Source organism: Tunturiibacter lichenicola (assembly GCF_051013355.1).
Taxonomy (GTDB): domain Bacteria; phylum Acidobacteriota; class Terriglobia; order Terriglobales; family Acidobacteriaceae; genus Edaphobacter; species Edaphobacter lichenicola_F.
This window is the reverse complement of sequence record NZ_CP132944.1, coordinates 3,616,996-3,635,503: the sequence shown is the minus strand read 5'-3', so window position 1 is coordinate 3,635,503 and position 18,508 is coordinate 3,616,996. Positions and strand designations below refer to the sequence as shown.

Below are 18,508 nucleotides of genomic sequence, written 5' to 3'. Positions count from 1 at the left end.
CGGCTGCCCCATATCTCGATTCTGAGATGTGGGCATTCGTGCGAAAGCACGAACCACCTTGACCCGGCCAAAGTTTCGTCCATTGAGCTAACGAATCGCAGCCAGCTGCATCCATCTCTCAGTAATGATGTAGAGACTGAGCATCCTTCAAACTTCATCAAAACCTGATCTGGACTCTGCAAGGAGGATTGGATGACCGTCAGCGCCACTCTCACCCCGGCAACCGAACTCGCGGCAAAAAACACATCACACTTTCCAAATGAAAGCCCTGAGTACAGGAAGGCGCGCACCACCCTCCTCGCCGAAGAGATTGAACTCCGACGACACATCGAGCGAGTCGCAGAGTTGCGCCGTGCCTTACCCCCAGGCGGCACCGTGCCCGAGGACTACACCCTCGAAGGCGCGAAAGGAACAGTCCACCTCTCCAACCTGTTCGGCGACAAGCAGACCCTCATCATCTACAGCATGATGTTCGGGCCACAACGCGAACGGGCGTGCCCGGTGTGCACCTCGTTCCTCTCCGCATGGGACGGAACTACAAGGAACCTTCGCGAGCGCGTCGCCCTTGCCGTCTTCGCACGCTCACCCATCCAGCGCCTTCTCGACTACAAAAAAGAGCGAGGCTGGCAGAACGTGCAACTCTACTCCGACATGAGCGGCAACTACACCCGCACCTACGTCAACGCCGATGACGCCGATGTTCCAGGCCTCAGCGTCTTCACCCGACGCGACGGCACCATCCGTCACTTCTGGAGCGGCGAGATCAGCGGCGAGATGACCGACCCCGGCCAAGATCCACGCGGCGCCCCCGAGATCGACCCACTCTGGACGTTCCTCGACCTCAACCCCGAAGGCCGCGGCACCGACTGGTATCCAAAACTCGAGTACACACCAACCCCACTAACAACCATCAAATAAACCCACGGGCCAGACCCGGTTCTCACTGATGCAGCATTTCGTCGTCATCGTGACACATTATTTTTCGCCGTCATCCTGAACGCAGTGAAGGATCCCTGTCTTTCTTATCGCGAGGCCCACACTAAAGAAGAACCGCTAAAGCTGATGCCTTGGCGTTTGGCGTTGTTGTTGCTTTTTTGTTGTCTTCCTTCGCGCAGGGCGGAAGATACGTTTCTGCCTTGGCCGTTGCCTGTTTTTTTGTTGTCATTCCGCAGCGGAGCGAAGGAATCTGCTGTTAGTAGTTGCCTTTGTTTTTGTCGTGCTTTTTATTTGCCACCTTCGCCGCAAGCGAAAGATCTGCCTCACTACCGTTGATACCAGCGGGAATTCGCTGAAGACCCATCATCAAAGTGGCGGCCCCGCTAAGACTGTGCCCCTCCCGTGTCTCCGCACCTCCCGCGCAGACACGCAAGACGCATGGTAGAGCCTGCCACTGAAAGTCAGCCCACAATCCTCTGATAAAGTTTGCTCATGCGCACCCCACCCGTCCCGCAAAACCTCAAGCGACGCATCCTCAAAGATGCGCTTCGCAAAAATGAGACGCGCGACGAAGCATTTCGCCGCATCATTCGTTCGGTCCCCAAAGGCAAGGTCTCTACCTACGGCAAAGTCGCCGCAGCCGCAGGCTACCCCCTGTACCACCGAGCCGTCGCAAAGCTGTTACGCAACGCCCCATTTCAAGGACTCCCATGGCAACGTATCGTAGGCGCCGGCGGCGAGATCAAACTAAAAGGCGAAGCCGCAGCCGAGCAACGCTTTCGCCTCGGCATGGAAGGCGTAAAGTTTCGAGGCAAGCGCGTCAACATGGAGATCTACGAACACACCCTCCGCAGCTGGGAGACTCTGAAGTAATCCTCCAAACTTGCTCAGCACAGTTACGCCGAGGGAACCACTCCAAGCTGCTGCATCATCCCCAGACTATCCATCAGAATCCGGCTCTTGCTCATCTTCCCGTCCGCCAACTGATCGATCACGACGCCCTTCACCGTCACACCTTTGCCCGTAGGCGGCACCCCAAGAAAGGCACCCCGATGTGTACCCTTCCAGGTAAACCGCGTGACCACCTTATCCCCTTCGGCCACCATCTCATCTACCACCCAATGAATATCCGGAAACGCAGTACGCATCATCCCCAATACTTCTTTCAAACCCTCCCGCCCCGGTCGTTGCCCAGGAAACGGATCCAACTCCACAAAATCCTCCACCACGAGATCGTCCGCCCGGTCCAATCGGTTCTGGTTGATCACCTCTTCAATAAACCTGCCGATCACAGCCTTATTACTCTCAATCGTGCTCATCTCTTCCCTTTCGAGGCCAACTCTTAAAATCCGCCAGCTAACAACCACGATTTTGCACCCAACCACCACACTTTCGACCACGTTTTGCACTCAAAAAATCGGCCTATGGATCATCGAAACACCAAAGATCCATGGCAACAAAGCAAAATCAAACCCATAAAAGCCAAAAATCAACCACAACTCACCACAAATGCCGAAGATCAGTTTTATCCACAAGGAAGTGGTCCGTCCTCTCCTCTTGACTTTTGCCTCGTGAGGAAGAGGGTGGGAAGTAAAGATAACAATTCAAATCGGAGACGAATCCAGGCCGGGAGTGGCCGAGAAAAGAAGGTTAAACCAAAAACCCCATCCTCGAAAGGATGGGGTTTTGATAATATGCCGGCGATCACCTAATCTCCCACACACTTACGCGTGCAGTACCATCGGCCCAACGAGGCTTAACTTCCGTGTTCGGGATGGGAACGGGTGTGACCCTCGCGGTAAACTCACCGGCAAACTTGAGAAATATCGCTCTCGCGATCTTCCACAACTGAATAGATTGGGATTAGACGTTTATTGCTCATTGCGTAGTTTCCAAAAGATATAACTACAAAGCTTGTATTGAATGACTCCAGAACAGTGGACTTCACTGCGCAGAGTAAATTCTATGGACAAGCCGAACGGGCGATTAGTACTGGTAAGCTACATGCATTACTGCACTTCAACCTCCAGCCTATCAACCTAGTGGTCTTCTAGGGCCCTTCATTTCCCTTTTGGGTTGGGAGATCTCATCTTAGAGCGTGCTTCCCGCTTATATGCATTCAGCGGTTATCACAACCGAACTTCGCTACCCAGCCGTGCCCTTGGCAGGACAACTGGAACACAAGAGGTTCGTCCATCCCGGTCCTCTCGTACTAAGGACAGCCCTCTTCAAATCTCCTACGCCCACAGCAGATAGAGACCGAACTGTCTCGCGACGTTCTGAACCCAGCTCACGTACCACTTTAATCGGCGAACAGCCGAACCCTTGGAACCTTCTACAGCTCCAGGATGTGATGAGCCGACATCGAGGTGCCAAACCGAAGCGTCGATATGAACTCTTGGCTTCGATCAGCCTGTTATCCCCGGCGTACCTTTTATCCGTTGAGCGATGGCCCTTCCATACAGAACCACCGGATCACTAAGGCCTGCTTTCGCATCTGCTCGACTTGTAGGTCTCGCAGTTAACCACACTTATGCCTTTGCACTCGACGGTCGATTTCCAAACGACCTGAGTGTAGCTTCGCGCGCCTCCGTTACAATTTAGGAGGCGACCGCCCCAGTCAAACTACCCGTCTTACTATGTCCCTCTCCCGGATTACGGGAGCAGGTTAGAATCACAACAACCGCAGGGTGGTATCTCACCGTTGGCTCCACCGAACCCAAAAGTCCGGTATCAAAGCCTCCCACCTATCCTGCGCAGCAGTGGCCGTAACTCATAGTAAAAGTATAGTAAAGGTGCACGGGGTCTTTTCGTCTAGCTGCGGGTAACCGGCATCTTCACCGGTACTACAAGTTCGCCGAGCAACTCGTTAAGACAGTCGAACGATCGTTACTCCATTCGTGCAGGTCGGAACTTACCCGACAAGGAATTTCGCTACCTTAGGACCGTTATAGTTACGGCCGCCGTTCACCGGGGCTTCAGTTCAAAGCTTCGAGCTTGCGCCCTAACCTCTCCCTTTAACCTTCCGGCACCGGGCAGGAGTCAGCCCCTATACGTCGTTTTTGACTTTGCAGAGACCTGTGTTTTTGTTAAACAGTCGCCGTTCGCGTTTCACTGCGGCCCCTCTGGGCTTGCACCCTGAAGGGCGACCCTTCTCCCGAAGTTACGGGTCTAATTTGCCGAGTTCCTTAACAAGCTTTCACTCGAGCGCCTTTGGATATTCTCCTCGTCTACCTGTGTCGGTTTGTGGTACGGTTCCCAATTTCTCTCCTTAGAGGTTTTTCTTGGCACCATGAAATCAGCAGCTTTCAGCCATTCGGCTTACTGCTTTACGCCTCACTGTTAAGACTCTCCGGATTTGCCTAGAGAATCCAGCTTACGCGTATCGAACACCATAGCCATATAATGTCCTGCTTATCCTTATGCGTCACCCCATCGTAATAACGAAAAACTGGGAGGTCCGGAATATTAACCGGATTTCCATCGCTTACGCCTTTCGGCCTCAGCTTAGGGACCGCCTAACCCTGAGCGGATTAACCTTCCTCAGGAAACCTTAGACTTTCGGCGTGAAGGGTTCTCACCTTCATTATCGCTACTTATGCCGGCAGGGTCTCTTCTGTAATGTCCACGCATCTTCCCAGTTGCGCTTCATCCACGACAGAATGCTCTCCTACCACGCACACCTAATGGTGTGCATCCGCTGCTTCGGTATACAGTTTTAGCCCCGTTGTATTGTCGGCACCGGACCGCTTGACCAGTGAGCTATTACGCTTTCTTTAAAGGATGGCTGCTTCTAAGCCAACCTCCTGGCTGTCTGAGCGTTCCGACTTCCTTTCCCACTTAACTGTAATTTTGGGACCTTAGCAGGCGGTCTGGACTGTTTTCCTCTCGACTGTGAAGCTTAGCCCCCACAGTCTGACTCCCGGGCTGGTTGTGATCGGCATTCGAAGTTTGATTAGATTCAGTAAGCCGGAAAGCCCCCTAGTCTATCCATGTCTCTACCACCGATCCAAATCACCCGAGGCTAGCCCTAAAGCTATTTCGGAGAGAACGAGCTATAACGGAATTTGATTAGCCTTTCACCCCTACCCTCAGCTCATCCGAGCTTTTTTCAACAAACACCGGTTCGGTCCTCCAGTGAGTGTTACCTCACCTTCAACCTGGCCAAGGGTAGATCATCCCGCTTCGCGTCTATTCCTGCCAACTTATCGCCCTATTCAGACTCGCTTTCGCTGCGGCTCGCTCACGCTTAACCTTGCTGACAAGAATAACTAGCCGGCTCATTATGCAATAGGCACGCGGTCAGACATTCCCTTACGGGCATAGTCCTCCCACTGCTTGTAGGCACACGGTTTCAGGTACTTTTCACTCCCCTCAATGGGGTGCTTTTCGCCTTTCCCTCACGGTACTGGTTCACTATCGGTCAGAAACGAGTATTTAGCCTTACGGGATGGTCCCCGTGGATTCAAGCAGGGTTTCTCGTGCCCCGCCTTACTCAGGTACCTGCTTCGAGTCTGGATCGCTTTCGTCTACGGGTCTGTCACCCTCTTTGGATCTCCTTTCCAGAAGATTCGACTAGCAACCAGATTGGTAACTCTACTTTTGCAGGCCCTACAACCCCCGAACTACCTAAATAGTACGGGTTTGGGCTGTTCCGATTTCGCTCGCCACTACTTTCGGAATCGAGGTTTCTTTCTCCTCCTGGAGGTACTGAGATGGTTCACTTCCCTCCGTTCGCCTGTTCCTACCTATGAATTCAGTAGGACATACCCAGGTTTTACCTGGGTGGGTTTCCCCATTCGGAAATCTCCGGATCAACGCGTGTGTGCCGCTCCCCGAAGCTTATCGCAGCTTGCCGCGTCCTTCATCGCCTGTTTCTGCCAAGGCATCCACCGTGCGCCCTTAGTAGCTTGACCATAGAATTTACTCGCACGCAGCAGAGTGAAAACCTCTGCAACATAGAGCTATCTACGTTTGATATAGTCCACGCCTGTGTCGTACAACCATCATCTCAACTTGCGAGAATCAGGTCGGTAACACGAAAATTATTCTAAAGACACTCAATACTGACGACAGCATCGCTATCAGAAACAACCTGAAAGCTAGCTGCTCAGCCTTGTAGTTATATTTACCCAATCTATTCAGTTGTCAAAAATCATGGAGCGATTCGCATTGCTGCGTCATCACTTCGCGCCCTCAGGCGGCTTGAGCATTCCTGCTCAAGGCTCAACCTCTGCAGCGCAGAGACTCAACCTCAAGCAGACGTCGCTTGGCTTACATATCGAACATTCCAATCGAGAAGTTATGGTGGAGCTGAACGGGATCGAACCGTTGACCCCCTGCTTGCAAAGCAGGTGCTCTCCCAACTGAGCTACAGCCCCTTGATGATCAGTTACCTGATCGCCGGGATAAGGTGGTGGGCCTGGGTAGATTCGAACTACCGACCTCACCCTTATCAGGGGTGCGCTCTAACCAACTGAGCTACAGGCCCGACTCTACAGCACCGACCTCTAGCTTATCAGCAAGAAGATCCAATGCGCAGGCTGCTCTGTTGTTGACTCCTGAGAATCAAAAATCGAGCTCTCTCGAAAGGTTTCGAGGACACAGCTGAACGTGCATAGCCGCTACGCAGCTATTGACCATCGGTGTTGACAGATAACGAAAAAAAGAAGGTTTAGTTCAGGCTCATCTGCAACTCACCGAAGTGCTTGCAGATGGTTCTCGGCAACGTCACTATCAACTCAGCTCTAAGCTGCCTGCAATCGCAGGACGTTGAAGTGTGCCGAGGCGTTCTCTTTTAGAAAGGAGGTGATCCAGCCGCAGGTTCTCCTACGGCTACCTTGTTACGACTTCACCCCAATCATGAATTACACCTTGGGCGGCTGCTCCCTTGCGGTTAGCGCACCGACTTCTAGTGCAACCCACTTTCGTGATGTGACGGGCGGTGTGTACAAGGCCCGGGAACGTATTCACCGTGGCATGCTGATCCACGATTACTAGCGATTCCAGCTTCATGGAGTCGAGTTGCAGACTCCAATCCGAACTGAGGCCGGCTTTTTCCGATTAGCTCCCCCTCGCGGGTTTGCAGCGGTTTGTACCGGCCATTGTAGCACGTGTGTAGCCCTGGACATAAAGGCCATGAGGACTTGACGTCATCCCCACCTTCCTCCCCGTTATCCGAGGCGGTTTCGTCAGAGTGCTCAACTAAATGGTAGCAACTGAAGATAAGGGTTGCGCTCGTTGCGGGACTTAACCCAACATCTCACGACACGAGCTGACGACAGCCATGCAGCACCTATATAGCGGTCTATTGCTAGACGCCGACGTTTCTGCCGGATTCCACTACATTTCGAGCCCAGGTAAGGTTCTTCGCGTTGCGTCGAATTAAACCACATGCTCCACCGCTTGTGCGGGCCCCCGTCAATTCCTTTGAGTTTCAGCCTTGCGACCGTACTCCCCAGGCGGATTGTTTATCGCGTTAGCTTCGACACGGCAGGATTGGGTACCTGCCACATCAAACAATCATCGTTTAGGGCTAGGACTACCAGGGTATCTAATCCTGTTTGCTCCCCTAGCTTTCGTGCATCAGCGTCAGTTATGGTCCAGTGAGCCGCTTTCGCCACAGGTGTTCCTTCCGATATCTACGCATTTCACCGCTACACCGGAAATTCCACTCACCTCTCCCATACTCAAGCCCGACAGTTTCTAATGCAGACTATGGGTTGAGCCCATAGATTTCACATCAGACTTATCAAACCGCCTACGCACCCTTTACGCCCAATAAATCCGAACAACGCTTGCCCCCCTCGTATTACCGCGGCTGCTGGCACGAAGTTAGCCGGGGCTTCTTCTATGGGTACCGTCATAATCTTCCCCATCGAAAGGAGTTTACATACCAAGATATTTCATCCTCCACGCGGCGTTGCTGCGTCAGGGTTTCCCCCATTGCGCAAAATTCCCCACTGCTGCCTCCCGTAGGAGTCTGGACCGTGTTTCAGTTCCAGTGTGTCCGTGCGCCCTCTCAGGCCGGATACCGATCATCGCCTTGGTGGGCCATTACCCCGCCAACTAGCTAATCGGCCGCGACCTCCTCCCCAAGCGCATTGCTGCTTTGACTCGTAAGTGTTATGCGGTATTAGCTGAGATTTCTCTCAGTTATTCCCCACTCGAGGGTAGATTAGTCACGTGTTACTCACCCGTGCGCCACTTTACTCAGGTATTGCTACCCTTTCTCGTGCGACTTGCATGTGTTAGGCACGCCGCCAGCGTTGATTCTGAGCCAGGATCAAACTCTCGTTTAATCTTGGTTTGCTCGCCATCCAACGACAGGGGTCGGGATGGATCGAGCGCCCTCGCTCGCTCGAAAGGAGCGAAGGATATAACTAGTGAGAATGACTAAACCAAATTTCGTATCATCTCACGACTGGCACGTTCAACTATGTTGTCAAAGATCCGAACTGCATCCGCCTTAGCGGGCAGCTTTGGATCAAGGACTGAATCGGCATAAGCCATATTCGTGTCCTCGAACTTGATGCGCTGTTGTCGTCTGTATTTGCTACTTACTTCCAGCTTTCTCTTTGGCCTTATATCTGCTCTTCGAGAAGCACTTCAGTAGCGTGTGACGTTTTAGCGAACTTTCTGAGATTATCAATCTTCAGAGTGTCTGTCAACTTTTATTTTCGTGTTCTTCACGCTTTACTTCAGCCCACAGAACCCGAAACAAGTCGACCAACATTCGCTTAGCACAAAATATCAAAATATCGTAACGCTCGAAATTGAGCGCGGAGCACTTAGCTCCTGGCATTCCTCAAATCAACAGCAGTGGCTTGGGTTTGGATTGCCGGTAGGCCCTCAGGCTCTAAACCGATATCAAACGCTTGGACTGCGCTCCGTCTTACCTTGTTACTTGCTCTCTTATTACCAGAGCCAAGGTGCGAAGCAGTGTTACTTTACTTCTCACCTAGAGTATCGTGCTTTTTGTTTCCGTGCAAGCTTGATGCTTTCCACTTCGTTTCTTGCCGTATGCCTCTTTGCGACTTCCTGAGATTATCAGTGACTGGGGCTCTGTGCAAGCTCAAGGCTGTGAATAATCTGGACTTCCTGTCGAAAAGTCGTTTTCGTCCAGTAAAGACGGGGGTGAAAAAAATGCGAGGTTACCGAAATTTCTCCAAAGCTACGCACTAACTGAGCGCTTTCGATCGCAGATTGATGTTCGTTCGAGCTAGAATCACCGCACTATGGAAGCTGATGAGGTTCAAGAGTTCGCAAAGCAGGTGAAAGAGGGGGGCGAGTCGCTCAAGATCATCTCGCTCGGCATCTCGATTCTTGCAGTTCTTGTGGCAATGGTCACTGTTCTTGGGCATCGCAGCCATACAGAGGCCGTTCTTATGCAGTCGCGTGCTGGTGATCAGTGGAATGAGTATCAGGCCAAGAAGATTCGTATGGATAACCTTTCGGTAACGGTAGATTTGCTTGCGATCGAGCCCACGGTCAATGCACCAGCGGCCGATACAAAGCGCCATGAATACGAAGTTCATATCGAGAAGTGGAAGGAAGACCTGGCGGAAGCGCAGGAAAAGGCGCGCGAATTTGAATCGGAAGTGACCAGGGCGGAGGCCAAAGCCTCGCGCTACGATCTAGGCGAGGCGTTGCTGCAGATTGCTGTGGTGCTTTGCTCAATTACTCTCTTCACACGAAAGCGGGCTTACTTTCTTCTCGGGCTTTCGTTGGGAGCTGCGGGGCTCATGGTGGCGGTTTCTGGATTGCTCATCCACTGAGCAGTATCTGAAATCGGAGACTATGTCGTTTATTTATAGCGGCTTGCTTCCTAATGACTTGTCGAGAGACTTATCCCCTTTTGGAATCGCTTTTAGCTCGAATGGGATGCATGACCTGTCAGGTCCCCGCTCCCTTGAATTAGAAGTCAGCCCGCAGATTAGATCGGGTGCGTGTTGAGCAGGCTCGCTAGAGCATAGGCAACGGCGGCTGCAGCTCCCCCAATAAGGACGGTCTGCGTGGCGCTGCGGAGCCAGCCAGTGCCCACTAACTTGCCTTTCAGCGCTCCAAAGATGGCGAGCGCTAGCAGCGTGATCATGACTGAGAGCTTGAGAGCGGCAAAGTTATCTTTGACAAGAATGTAGGGGAGCAAGGGGATCAGACCGCCAGCAATGTAGGACAGTGCGATGGTAAGGGCCGAACGACGGGCACGATTCGAGGCAGGCTCTTCAAGGCCCAGTTCGAAACGCATCATGAAGTCCACCCACGCAGCGGGGTTTTGTTTGAGTGCGTTCAAGACAGGAGCAGCGCTGGCACGGTCAACCGAGTACTGCTCGAAGATCTCATAGATCTCTTCTTCTTCGTCGCGAGTGCGCTCGATGATCTCGCGCTCTTCACGTTGCCGTTCGGAGACGTAGTGCTCGGCATCGCCGCGAGCTGCGAGGTAACCACCCAAACCCATGGCGATTGAGCCGGCGGCGATTTCGGCAAGCCCTGCAAGGACAACGATGTGCGAAGAGGCGACCGCACCCGAGAGACCAGCCGCGAGAGCGAAGGGAACGGTGAGGCCATCGGAGAGGCCAATAACGATGTCACGGACGGTTTCGGTGGACTCGAAGTGTCCTTCGATGTGCGGGTCGTGAGTGTGAGGAACGTGTACTACCTCATGCATCTCGGTAGTGTAGTGCAGCATGCGGCTCAGGGTGAAGATGAGCTAGTTGAGGCAGTTCCCCGCCCGAATTTTGCAGGAGTGCGAGAGTCTTTCGTACAAAGGGTACGTCTGTATGAGCACAGGCATCAGGATCAGCAATCATGAAGGAACGAAGCGAAATGAGACAGCGAATAAATCGGCAAAGCGTGGCGAAGCTGCTACTGTTTGCAGCCACAATAACGCTGTCCACGATGTCCCTCAGGGCATGGCCACAGCAACAACCGGATGATGAGCGTGAAGGTGGTGTGTCGTTTGCCGGAGGCCAGATGGTGAGGGGTACCGTGACGGCAGTCGCGGCTGATCGCCTTACTGTAAAGACGGAGGCGGGTGACATCTATCAGGTAGCGATCTCCGCAAATACGCGGGTGACCAAAGAGCGGCAGCCGCTGAAGCTCACAGACATCAAGGCCGGAGATGGCGTAGGGGCAATGGGCGTTCTGGATCCGGCGACGAAGACGGTTCATGCAGTATTCGTCGGTGCGATCGACGCGGAGCAGATCAAGAAGGCGAGAGAGGGTATGGGCAAGGTCTACATCACCGGAAAGGTGACGGCGATCGATATGGATGGGCTGAAGTTGACGGTGTTGCGACCGGATGGCGTAAGCCAGGTGATTGGAGTGGATGAGCAGACATCCTTCAAGCGTGGAGGACGCCGCATGGCTGCACTGGCAAGTGGCGCTGGTGTGGGAGAAGTTGGAAGTTCTGCCGCAGAACGAAGCAATGGAGCCACCTCCAGCGGCAACTCAAGCGGAGAGAGTATTACGTTCGCGGACGTTAAGGTTGGGGATTCGGTTGCCGGACGCGGAGCTTTGAAGAACGGAGTGTTTGTACCCACGGAGCTGGGCGTAATGGATGCTGCGATGGTTCAGCAGAGACGAAGACGTGCAGCGGAAGCCTCCGGAGCGGTGGCGCCGGCGGCTACGACATCGCCGGTGGCCCCCGCGAAGCCAACACCCCCCCAGTAACACGGAACGTTGTAGTCGCTTGTCGGTGGAAGAAACAAAACGAGGTGCAGGTGCAAGGATTTATTCAATGGATGGCGGTTGGCCTCGTGCTGGTAGGGAGCGCCTTTGGGCAGGCTACGCCTGACGTTCAGCCATTAGCTCCGTCAGTCGCACCGGCACCAACCGCTGCGACTGAGGCGAGCGGTGGAACGATTACAGGTTCAGTAAAGGCTGGAACTGTGCCGCTGCCTGGGGTCAGCGTAACAGCAACGAACACCCTGACAGGCAAGAAGTATGCGACGACAACAGATGTGAATGGCGCATTTGCCATGGCGATCCCACGCAATGGGCGTTACGTGGTGAAGGCAGAACTGGCGGCGTTTGCGACAGAGACGAAGGAGGTCCTGATCAACGCTGCGGGACTGAATGGTGGGAAGGGAGCACAGGTTGCGGACTTTGGTTTGCAACTAGCCTCGCGGGTGCAACAGGAAGAGGAGCGACAGGCGGCAGCGACGAGCGCAGGCGTAGCACGCGGGGTGCAGGCACTCAGTGTGACCGGCGACGGATTAGCGGCAACCGATGCAACTACGGGTGGCGGGAACTCCGGGGCGCAGATGCCTTCGCTGGCGGGGGTAGGTGGGAGCGATGCTGCGGCTACCGACTCGGTAGCGGTGAACGGCGCGATGGGCCAGACGAATGGCCTCGCGAACTATAGCGAAGACGATATTCGACAGCGTGTGCAGGACGCGATTGCGCAGGCGCAGCGGCAGGGTGGCGCCGTCGGCGATATGGCAAGCCAAGTAGCCGGAATGCTGGGTGGGATGATGGGTGGCGGCGGGTTCGGCGGCCCCGGAGGCGGTGGTGGTGGATTCGGCGGAGGCGGTCGAGGTGGTCGTGGCGGAGGAGGAGGTGGTGGATTCCGCGGGTTCAATCCTACACAGCCCCATGGAGCGATCTTTTATCAGGGTGGAAATGGTGCGTTGAACGCAGCGCCGTTCTCGATTGCGGCAGCACTGGGAGAGCCGGGCGCGACGGTGGTCAAGCCATCTTCGATGCAGAACCGGTTTGGCGTGAGCTTTACGGGTTCGCCCTTCATTCCAGGGCTGACCAAGCCGAACCCGAAGCAATTCATCTTCTTCAACGTGACAGGCCAAAGAAACCTCACGCCGGATGTCTTCAACGGCACGGTGCCTACGTTGGCGGAGCGGAGCGGAGATTTTTCATCGATCGCTGAGACGTTGTACGACCCGAACACAGGGCTGCCGGTTGCAGGAAACAATCTGAAGAATGCGACGACGCCGATCTCACCCCAGGCGGTGGCGTTGTTGAACTACTATCCGGCGCCCAACATTCCGAACGCAGGGCTGCTGAACAACTACCAGACGGTGACCAATGGCGGCCAGAATTCTACGGCCGCAGCGCTACGGTTTGTGAGGAACTTTGGCCAGGGCAATAACTTTGGCCAGGGCGGAGGCCGCAGGCAGGCGAATGCACAAAAGACGCTCCGGCAGAACATCAACTTCAATGGAAGTTACTCGCACAGCGCCAGCGATCAGCGCAATATCTTCCTGCCGCTGGGCGGGACCACCGAAAGTGACGGCTATGGAGTGACTGCGGGATATACGATCGGCTACGGCAGACTAACCAACAACGCGTCAGTGAACTGGAACCGTTCGCATATACAGACCGAGAACTACTTCACGAATGGGCTGGTGAATCCGGCGGCGCAAGCGGGAGTGCTGGTGGGTAACAGCACGATTCAGAGCACTCCGTTCTACTACGGGCTACCCTCGCTGACCTTTGGCGGATCGACAGCGTTTACGGGACTGAATAATACAACGCCCAACGACACGATCAATCAGACCATCTCGTTCAGCGACTTTGTGAGCTGGAGCCACAAGAAGCACAACATGCGCTATGGGCTCGACATACGCCGCGTACATGCAGATTCAATCGGTGTGACGCAGTCATTGCTCTCGCCGTCGATCTCTCCGCTCGGAGCGTTCAGCTTTACGGGATATGCAACGGAGAATCCGGCAGCTCGAAACTGCGTTGCGACATCGACGACCTGCCCGGTGCTGCCAGCGAGCGGTTCGGGGTTTGCGGACTTTCTGCTGGGGCTGCCGCAGCAGGCGCAGGTGCAGGCGGGGCTGAGCAAGACCTATCTACGGGCAAATATCTTCGACTGGTACGCACAGGATGACTGGAGAGTTCTGTCGAACCTGACGCTGAACTATGGCTTGCGGTATGAGTACTTCTCCCCGTATGTGGAGAAGGACAACCACCTGGTGAACCTGGATCATAATGCGAATTTCAGCGTCGTTCAGCCGGTGCAGCCGGGACAATCGGGCGAGTTCAGCGGAAGTTTTCCGCGGTCGCTGGTCAATCCGGACCGGGCAATGTATGCGCCGCGGGTGGGATTTGCGTACCGACCGAAGTTCACCAAAGACACAGTGTTGCGCGGTAGCTACGGGATCAACTACAACACGGGGCAGTACGCAACGATTGCGCGGTACCTGGCGAATCAGCCGCCGTTTGCGATCACACAATCAAACATCGCCGGAGAGCAGGGCTGCGGAACGGTAGGGGCGTTTACGCTGGCGGCCGCGTTCAACTGCTCCACTGCGCCGGTGCAGAACAACTATTCGGCGAACCTCAACTATCGCCTTGGACACGTGCAGATCTGGGATGTGGACATTCAGCGGACGATGCCTTGGGAGATTGTCTTGAACATCGGCTATAACGGCGCAAAGGGCGGCAACCTGGATCTGGTACGCGCGCCGAATCGTACAGCGACCGGGCTGCTGAACTCCGATGCACAGGCGTTTGCGTACGAGGATTCGGTTGGCTACTCGCGGTTTGAGGCGCTGCGGGTCAATGCACGCAAGCGGATGACAAAGGGCATCTCGCTCCAGGCGACCTACCAGTACGGACACTCGATTGATAATGCTTCGTCGGTGGGCGGGAGCGGGCAAACCGTGGCGCAGAACGACTTGAACCTGAACGCAGAGGAGTCGAATAGCTCATTCGACATCCGGCAGAAGGTAACTGGCAACTGGGTCTTTGAACTGCCGTTTGGGCCGAACCGCGCGTTGCTTTCGCGAGGAGGGTTCTGGTCGAAGGCTCTGGACGGGTTCTCCGTCTCGGGAGATTTTACATTTCAGACGGGGAACTACTTCACGCCCCAGTATCAGTTGACCTCGCAGGAGGCAGCAACAGGAACGACGAATACGCTGCGACCCGACCGGCTTTTCAGCGTGCCGATCAGCGGTGCAAAAACGCTGGGACAATGGTTCAATCCGTCGGCGTTTACCGCTCCGCCAGCGGGTCAGTTTGGGACAGCCTCGCGAAACTCGATTGAAGGACCGGGGACGAAAGTGGTGGATGCGTCGCTGTCGCGGACGGTAGCACTGGGCGAGACACGCTCGTTTGAGGCAAGGGTAACGGCGGCGAATGCGTTGAATATCGTCTCCTTCTCAGGGATCAACACGACCCTCAACTCGCCGACGTTCGGTCAGGTGACGGGAGCGGCCTCGATGCGGACGCTTACGGTGTTTGCGCGGTACAGATTTTGAGAGCGAGTCATCTGTTGGAGATTGCGATGCGTAGCGCGATACATAGAACGATGTCGGCATTGATGCTCGGTTTGTTGGCGATAGGGCCAGTCGCTGGACGAGCACAACAGCCAGACCAATCAGGCGGCTTCACGCTGAAGGTGCAGAGCGATATTGTGCTGACCAACGTCGTGGTTCGGGACAAGAAAACAGGCGAGGTGGTGAAGGAGCTGAAGGCGAGCGATTTCACAATTTTGGAGAACGGCAAACCACAGAAGATTGCCAGCTTCGACTACCAGAATGTCGATGAAGCTGCCGTACTACGGGAGAAATCGACCGTAGTGGGCAAAGCCTCCATCGCGGACCTGGTAAACGGGGAGTTTGCCGCAAATCCAGCTTCGCTGCGCGATCATCGGCTGATTGTTATGTTCTTCGATCTAAGCAGTATGCAGCCGGAGGATGTAGACCGCGCGGTGGAAGCCGCGCAGGACTATGTGAACAAGAAGATGCAACCGGCAGACTTGGTGGCGCTGGTGAGCATGGATACCGGCCTAAGCATGGACCAGGATTTTACTTCTGACAAAACAGCTCTGCTGCGTGGGCTGGGCAAGTACAACGGCACCGAGGGAACGGGTTTAGCCAATGGAAATGAAGGTGGAAACTCGAGCGGGACAGCGGATGATGGCTCAAGCTTCACGTCGGACGATAGCGAGTACAACGCGCTGAACACGGATCGCGAGCTGTATGCGATTCGCACCATTGCAAAGAGCCTCGAGCGGGTGGATCAGAAGAAGAGCCTGCTCTATTTCTCCGGCGGCTTGACACGTCAAGGTATCGAAAACCAGGCCAGTATGCGCGCAGCGACGAATGAAGCCGTAAAGGCAAACATGGCAATCTACAGCGTGGATTCACGTGGACTGGAGGCATTGCCGGCGGTGGGAACTGCTTCAACCGGCAGTCTGCGAGGAACATCCGCATACAGCGGCGGGGCGATGCAGAGCCAGTTGGACGCAAACTTCGGGTCGCAGGAGGTTCTTGCCACACTGTCGTCGGATACGGGCGGCAAGGCGTTTCTTGATTCGAACGATTTTGCGCCAGCGTTTCAGCAGGTGCAACATGACACAGAGGCGTACTACATCCTCGGGTTCCACTCGACCGATACCAGACGGGATGGCAGCTATCGCCATTTGACGGTGAAGCTCAACCGTAACGATGTGAAGATGAGTTATCGGCCCGGATACTATGCCCCGGCAGACTTTCTCCATCAAAAATCAGAGGACCGCGAGCAAGCCCTGACAGAGCAGCTGCGTAGCGATCTCCCGGCGACCGATGTTGCCGTATACCTGCAGGCTCTCTACTTTCGAATGGATGACAATAAGTTTTTCGTTCCGGTGTCGTTGATTGTGCCTGGTTCGCAGATTCATACCGTGAAGAATGGTGATCGCGACAAGGCGAATATTGACGTCATCGGCGAAGTGAAGAATGCGCAAGGAATCGTCGTCGGGAACGTTCGCGATACGGTGAAGCTCGCGTTGGACGCCGCTCAACAGGTACAGAAGAAGAACATTCAATACTCAACAGGATTTACTCTCGCCCCTGGCAAATACCATCTGAAGTTTGTGGTACGGGAAAACCAGACGGGCGCGATGGGCAGCTTTGAAACGGACCTTCAAGTGCCAGATCTGAAAAAGCTTACGCTGAAGCTAAGTTCCATTGTTCTTTCGAGTCAGCGGATACCTAATACGGCGAAAAAGACAACAAGCCCACTGATCAGGGACGGAGTCGAGTGGATTCCGAATGTGCCGCACGTATTCCGGCAGGATCAACACTTATTTTTTCTTTACGAGGTCTATGACCCCGCGAGGCAGAAGGGTTCACCCGCCCCGGCTAGCTCTCCTGGCCTGACGCGTCGCGAGGGAGGGCCCGTAAGAGTTTTGACCAGCATTGAGTTTTTGAACGGTGGCGTGAAGGTATATGAGACACCAGTGGTTGAGGCCAAATTGGTCAACATTCCGGAGCGGGGAGCTGTGGCGTTTCAATTTGATGTTCCGCTGACACAGCTGAAGCCCGGGACGTATATATGCCAAGTCAATGTGATTGATGATGCAGGGGGTAGCTTCAGCTTTCCGCGAATGGCGATTATGGTGCAGCCGGGAACGACAGTGGCTATTGCTCCCACCGGCCAGACTCCAGGAAGTGGTCTTAACAAACCATAGCTAAGTGGCTATTGACAGTGCATTAAACAGAGGATCATGATGATGGCCTGTCTCGTGAGGTCCGCCCATGAGTACCTATCGTCGCATATCCAGTCTCCTACTTCTCTCCGGTCTGATCATTGCCAGCTCTCCGTTGAATGCGCAGAAGATCGCGCCCCCCTCTGACGTTATTACTGATATCAGGTATCAAAGCCCCGAATGGTTTACGATCCAACCGCACCTTCCTGATCCCGCAGTGACGAGCGCGGCGCAACTCGAGTTAGTAGGCGATGTACTGCGCGCGCGGCGCTTCCCGGAAGAAGCAGTCAAGTACTACGGTTATGCGTTGAAACGAGGAGGCGACCAGGCAACCCTCATGAACAAGCTTGGTGTCACGGAGTTAGACCTGAGACATATCACGGGGGCACGAGGCTACTTCCAACAGGTTGTCCGTCTGCAGAAGAAGAACCCGCAGGGATGGAACAACCTTGGCGCTGTCGAATATCTCGATGGCCACTACGGCGGTGCTATCGCCGACTATCGGAAGGCAATCAAGTTCGATAAGAAATCGGCGACGTATCACTCCAATCTTGGAACGGCCTACTTTGAAGAGAAGGATTTCGACAAGGCTCGGGGCGAATTCGATATCGCTCTCAGGATCGACCCCGAGATGATGGATCACCATGGATCGACCGGTATCTCTGCGCACATGCTATCGCCCGTGGACCATGCACACTTCTGCTTCGAGATAGCGCGGCTCTACGCACATCGCGGAGATGAGGCCGAGATGCTGCACTATTTGCAGCTTGCCAGTGAAGGTGGATTCGAGGTGCTTGGCCCGATGCGCGAGGATTCGGTGATGGCGCCCTATCGCAAAGACGTACGCGTGCTAACCCTCGTGCAGAATGCCCGCCTACTCCGAAATGGCCGGATCTCCGTCGCCGATGCGCAAAACGGTGTACCCCCTCTGCCAGCAGCAACGCACGATTGAGGCAGTTATTTATAGGGGCAGTGACGGCAACCTGAGTTGCAGCAATAGCCGCGCTTGAGGTGGTAGACGGCGGTGAACACGAGGTAGGGACCTTCGTAGTAGAAGTCTTCCGGGGGCAACTCTTGTGGCGACTTATCGACCACTGGAGTTGCTTCGGGTTGTTCTGAGTTCGACATCACGCT

General features: G+C 54.6%; 10 protein-coding genes, 2 tRNA genes and 3 rRNA genes. 7 read left to right on the top strand and 8 right to left on the bottom strand.

All coding sequences use genetic code 11. The annotated features are described in order from the left end of the window. Positions 1 to 192: 192 nt before the first annotated feature. Together RBB82_RS15235 and RBB82_RS15230 are read left to right on the top strand one after the other, a co-directional pair. Positions 193 to 918: a DUF899 family protein gene (locus RBB82_RS15235; RefSeq protein ID WP_433971563.1), complete on the top strand. Its 726-nt coding sequence runs from the start codon at positions 193 to 195 to the stop codon at positions 916 to 918. Between the two features lie 510 nt (positions 919 to 1,428). Then, positions 1,429 to 1,809, top strand: a complete 381-nt coding sequence (locus tag RBB82_RS15230) for an MGMT family protein (RefSeq protein ID WP_433971561.1) — start codon at positions 1,429 to 1,431, stop codon at positions 1,807 to 1,809. Positions 1,810 to 1,832: 23 nt separating this feature from the next. On the opposite strand, the gene RBB82_RS15225 is transcribed toward RBB82_RS15230, so the two are convergent. The 6 genes from RBB82_RS15225 to RBB82_RS15200 all read right to left on the bottom strand — a co-directional run bounded on the left by RBB82_RS15225 (position 1,833) and on the right by RBB82_RS15200 (position 8,237). Next, positions 1,833 to 2,255 (bottom strand): ester cyclase, encoded by a 423-nt coding sequence (locus RBB82_RS15225; RefSeq protein ID WP_433971560.1) that lies wholly within the window; start codon positions 2,253 to 2,255, stop codon positions 1,833 to 1,835. Between the two features lie 376 nt (positions 2,256 to 2,631). Further along, positions 2,632 to 2,748, bottom strand: a 5S ribosomal RNA gene (gene rrf, locus RBB82_RS15220). Between the two features lie 153 nt (positions 2,749 to 2,901). Further along, positions 2,902 to 5,852 (bottom strand): 23S ribosomal RNA (locus RBB82_RS15215). Positions 5,853 to 6,241: 389 nt separating this feature from the next. Next, positions 6,242 to 6,317 (bottom strand) — tRNA-Ala (locus tag RBB82_RS15210). Positions 6,318 to 6,350: 33 nt separating this feature from the next. Then, positions 6,351 to 6,427, bottom strand: a tRNA-Ile gene (locus RBB82_RS15205). 310 nt (positions 6,428 to 6,737) lie between these two features. Then, positions 6,738 to 8,237: ribosomal RNA gene (locus tag RBB82_RS15200) — 16S ribosomal RNA — on the bottom strand. The 16S, 23S and 5S rRNA genes sit together here with 2 tRNA genes alongside, the layout of an rRNA operon. A gap of 936 nt (positions 8,238 to 9,173) precedes the next feature. Here RBB82_RS15200 and RBB82_RS15195 point away from each other — a divergent pair. Then, positions 9,174 to 9,713 carry a DUF4337 domain-containing protein gene (locus RBB82_RS15195; RefSeq protein ID WP_433971559.1) on the top strand — a complete coding sequence of 180 codons (540 nt, stop codon included), beginning with the start codon at positions 9,174 to 9,176 and terminating at the stop codon, positions 9,711 to 9,713. 158 nt (positions 9,714 to 9,871) lie between these two features. Here RBB82_RS15195 and RBB82_RS15190 read toward each other — a convergent pair whose 3' ends face one another. Then, entirely contained in the window at positions 9,872 to 10,624 is a 753-nt protein-coding gene (locus RBB82_RS15190) for a VIT1/CCC1 transporter family protein (protein ID WP_433971558.1), read from the bottom strand. Between the two features lie 137 nt (positions 10,625 to 10,761). Between RBB82_RS15190 and RBB82_RS15185 the strand changes: the two genes are divergently transcribed. The 4 genes from RBB82_RS15185 to RBB82_RS15170 all read left to right on the top strand — a co-directional run bounded on the left by RBB82_RS15185 (position 10,762) and on the right by RBB82_RS15170 (position 18,326). Beyond that, positions 10,762 to 11,607: a hypothetical protein gene (locus RBB82_RS15185; protein ID WP_433971556.1), complete on the top strand. Its 846-nt coding sequence runs from the start codon at positions 10,762 to 10,764 to the stop codon at positions 11,605 to 11,607. A gap of 50 nt (positions 11,608 to 11,657) precedes the next feature. Next, on the top strand, positions 11,658 to 15,161 hold the full coding sequence (locus tag RBB82_RS15180) for a carboxypeptidase regulatory-like domain-containing protein (protein WP_433971555.1): 3,504 nt from the start codon (positions 11,658 to 11,660) through the stop codon (positions 15,159 to 15,161). Between the two features lie 26 nt (positions 15,162 to 15,187). Continuing rightward, on the top strand, positions 15,188 to 17,356 hold the full coding sequence (locus RBB82_RS15175) for a VWA domain-containing protein (RefSeq protein WP_433971554.1): 2,169 nt from the start codon (positions 15,188 to 15,190) through the stop codon (positions 17,354 to 17,356). 67 nt (positions 17,357 to 17,423) lie between these two features. Beyond that, positions 17,424 to 18,326 (top strand): tetratricopeptide repeat protein, encoded by a 903-nt coding sequence (locus RBB82_RS15170; RefSeq protein ID WP_433971553.1) that lies wholly within the window; start codon positions 17,424 to 17,426, stop codon positions 18,324 to 18,326. 5 nt (positions 18,327 to 18,331) lie between these two features. On the opposite strand, the gene RBB82_RS15165 is transcribed toward RBB82_RS15170, so the two are convergent. After that, positions 18,332 to 18,502 carry a DUF5522 domain-containing protein gene (locus RBB82_RS15165; protein WP_433971551.1) on the bottom strand — a complete coding sequence of 57 codons (171 nt, stop codon included), beginning with the start codon at positions 18,500 to 18,502 and terminating at the stop codon, positions 18,332 to 18,334. Positions 18,503 to 18,508: the final 6 nt, after the last annotated feature.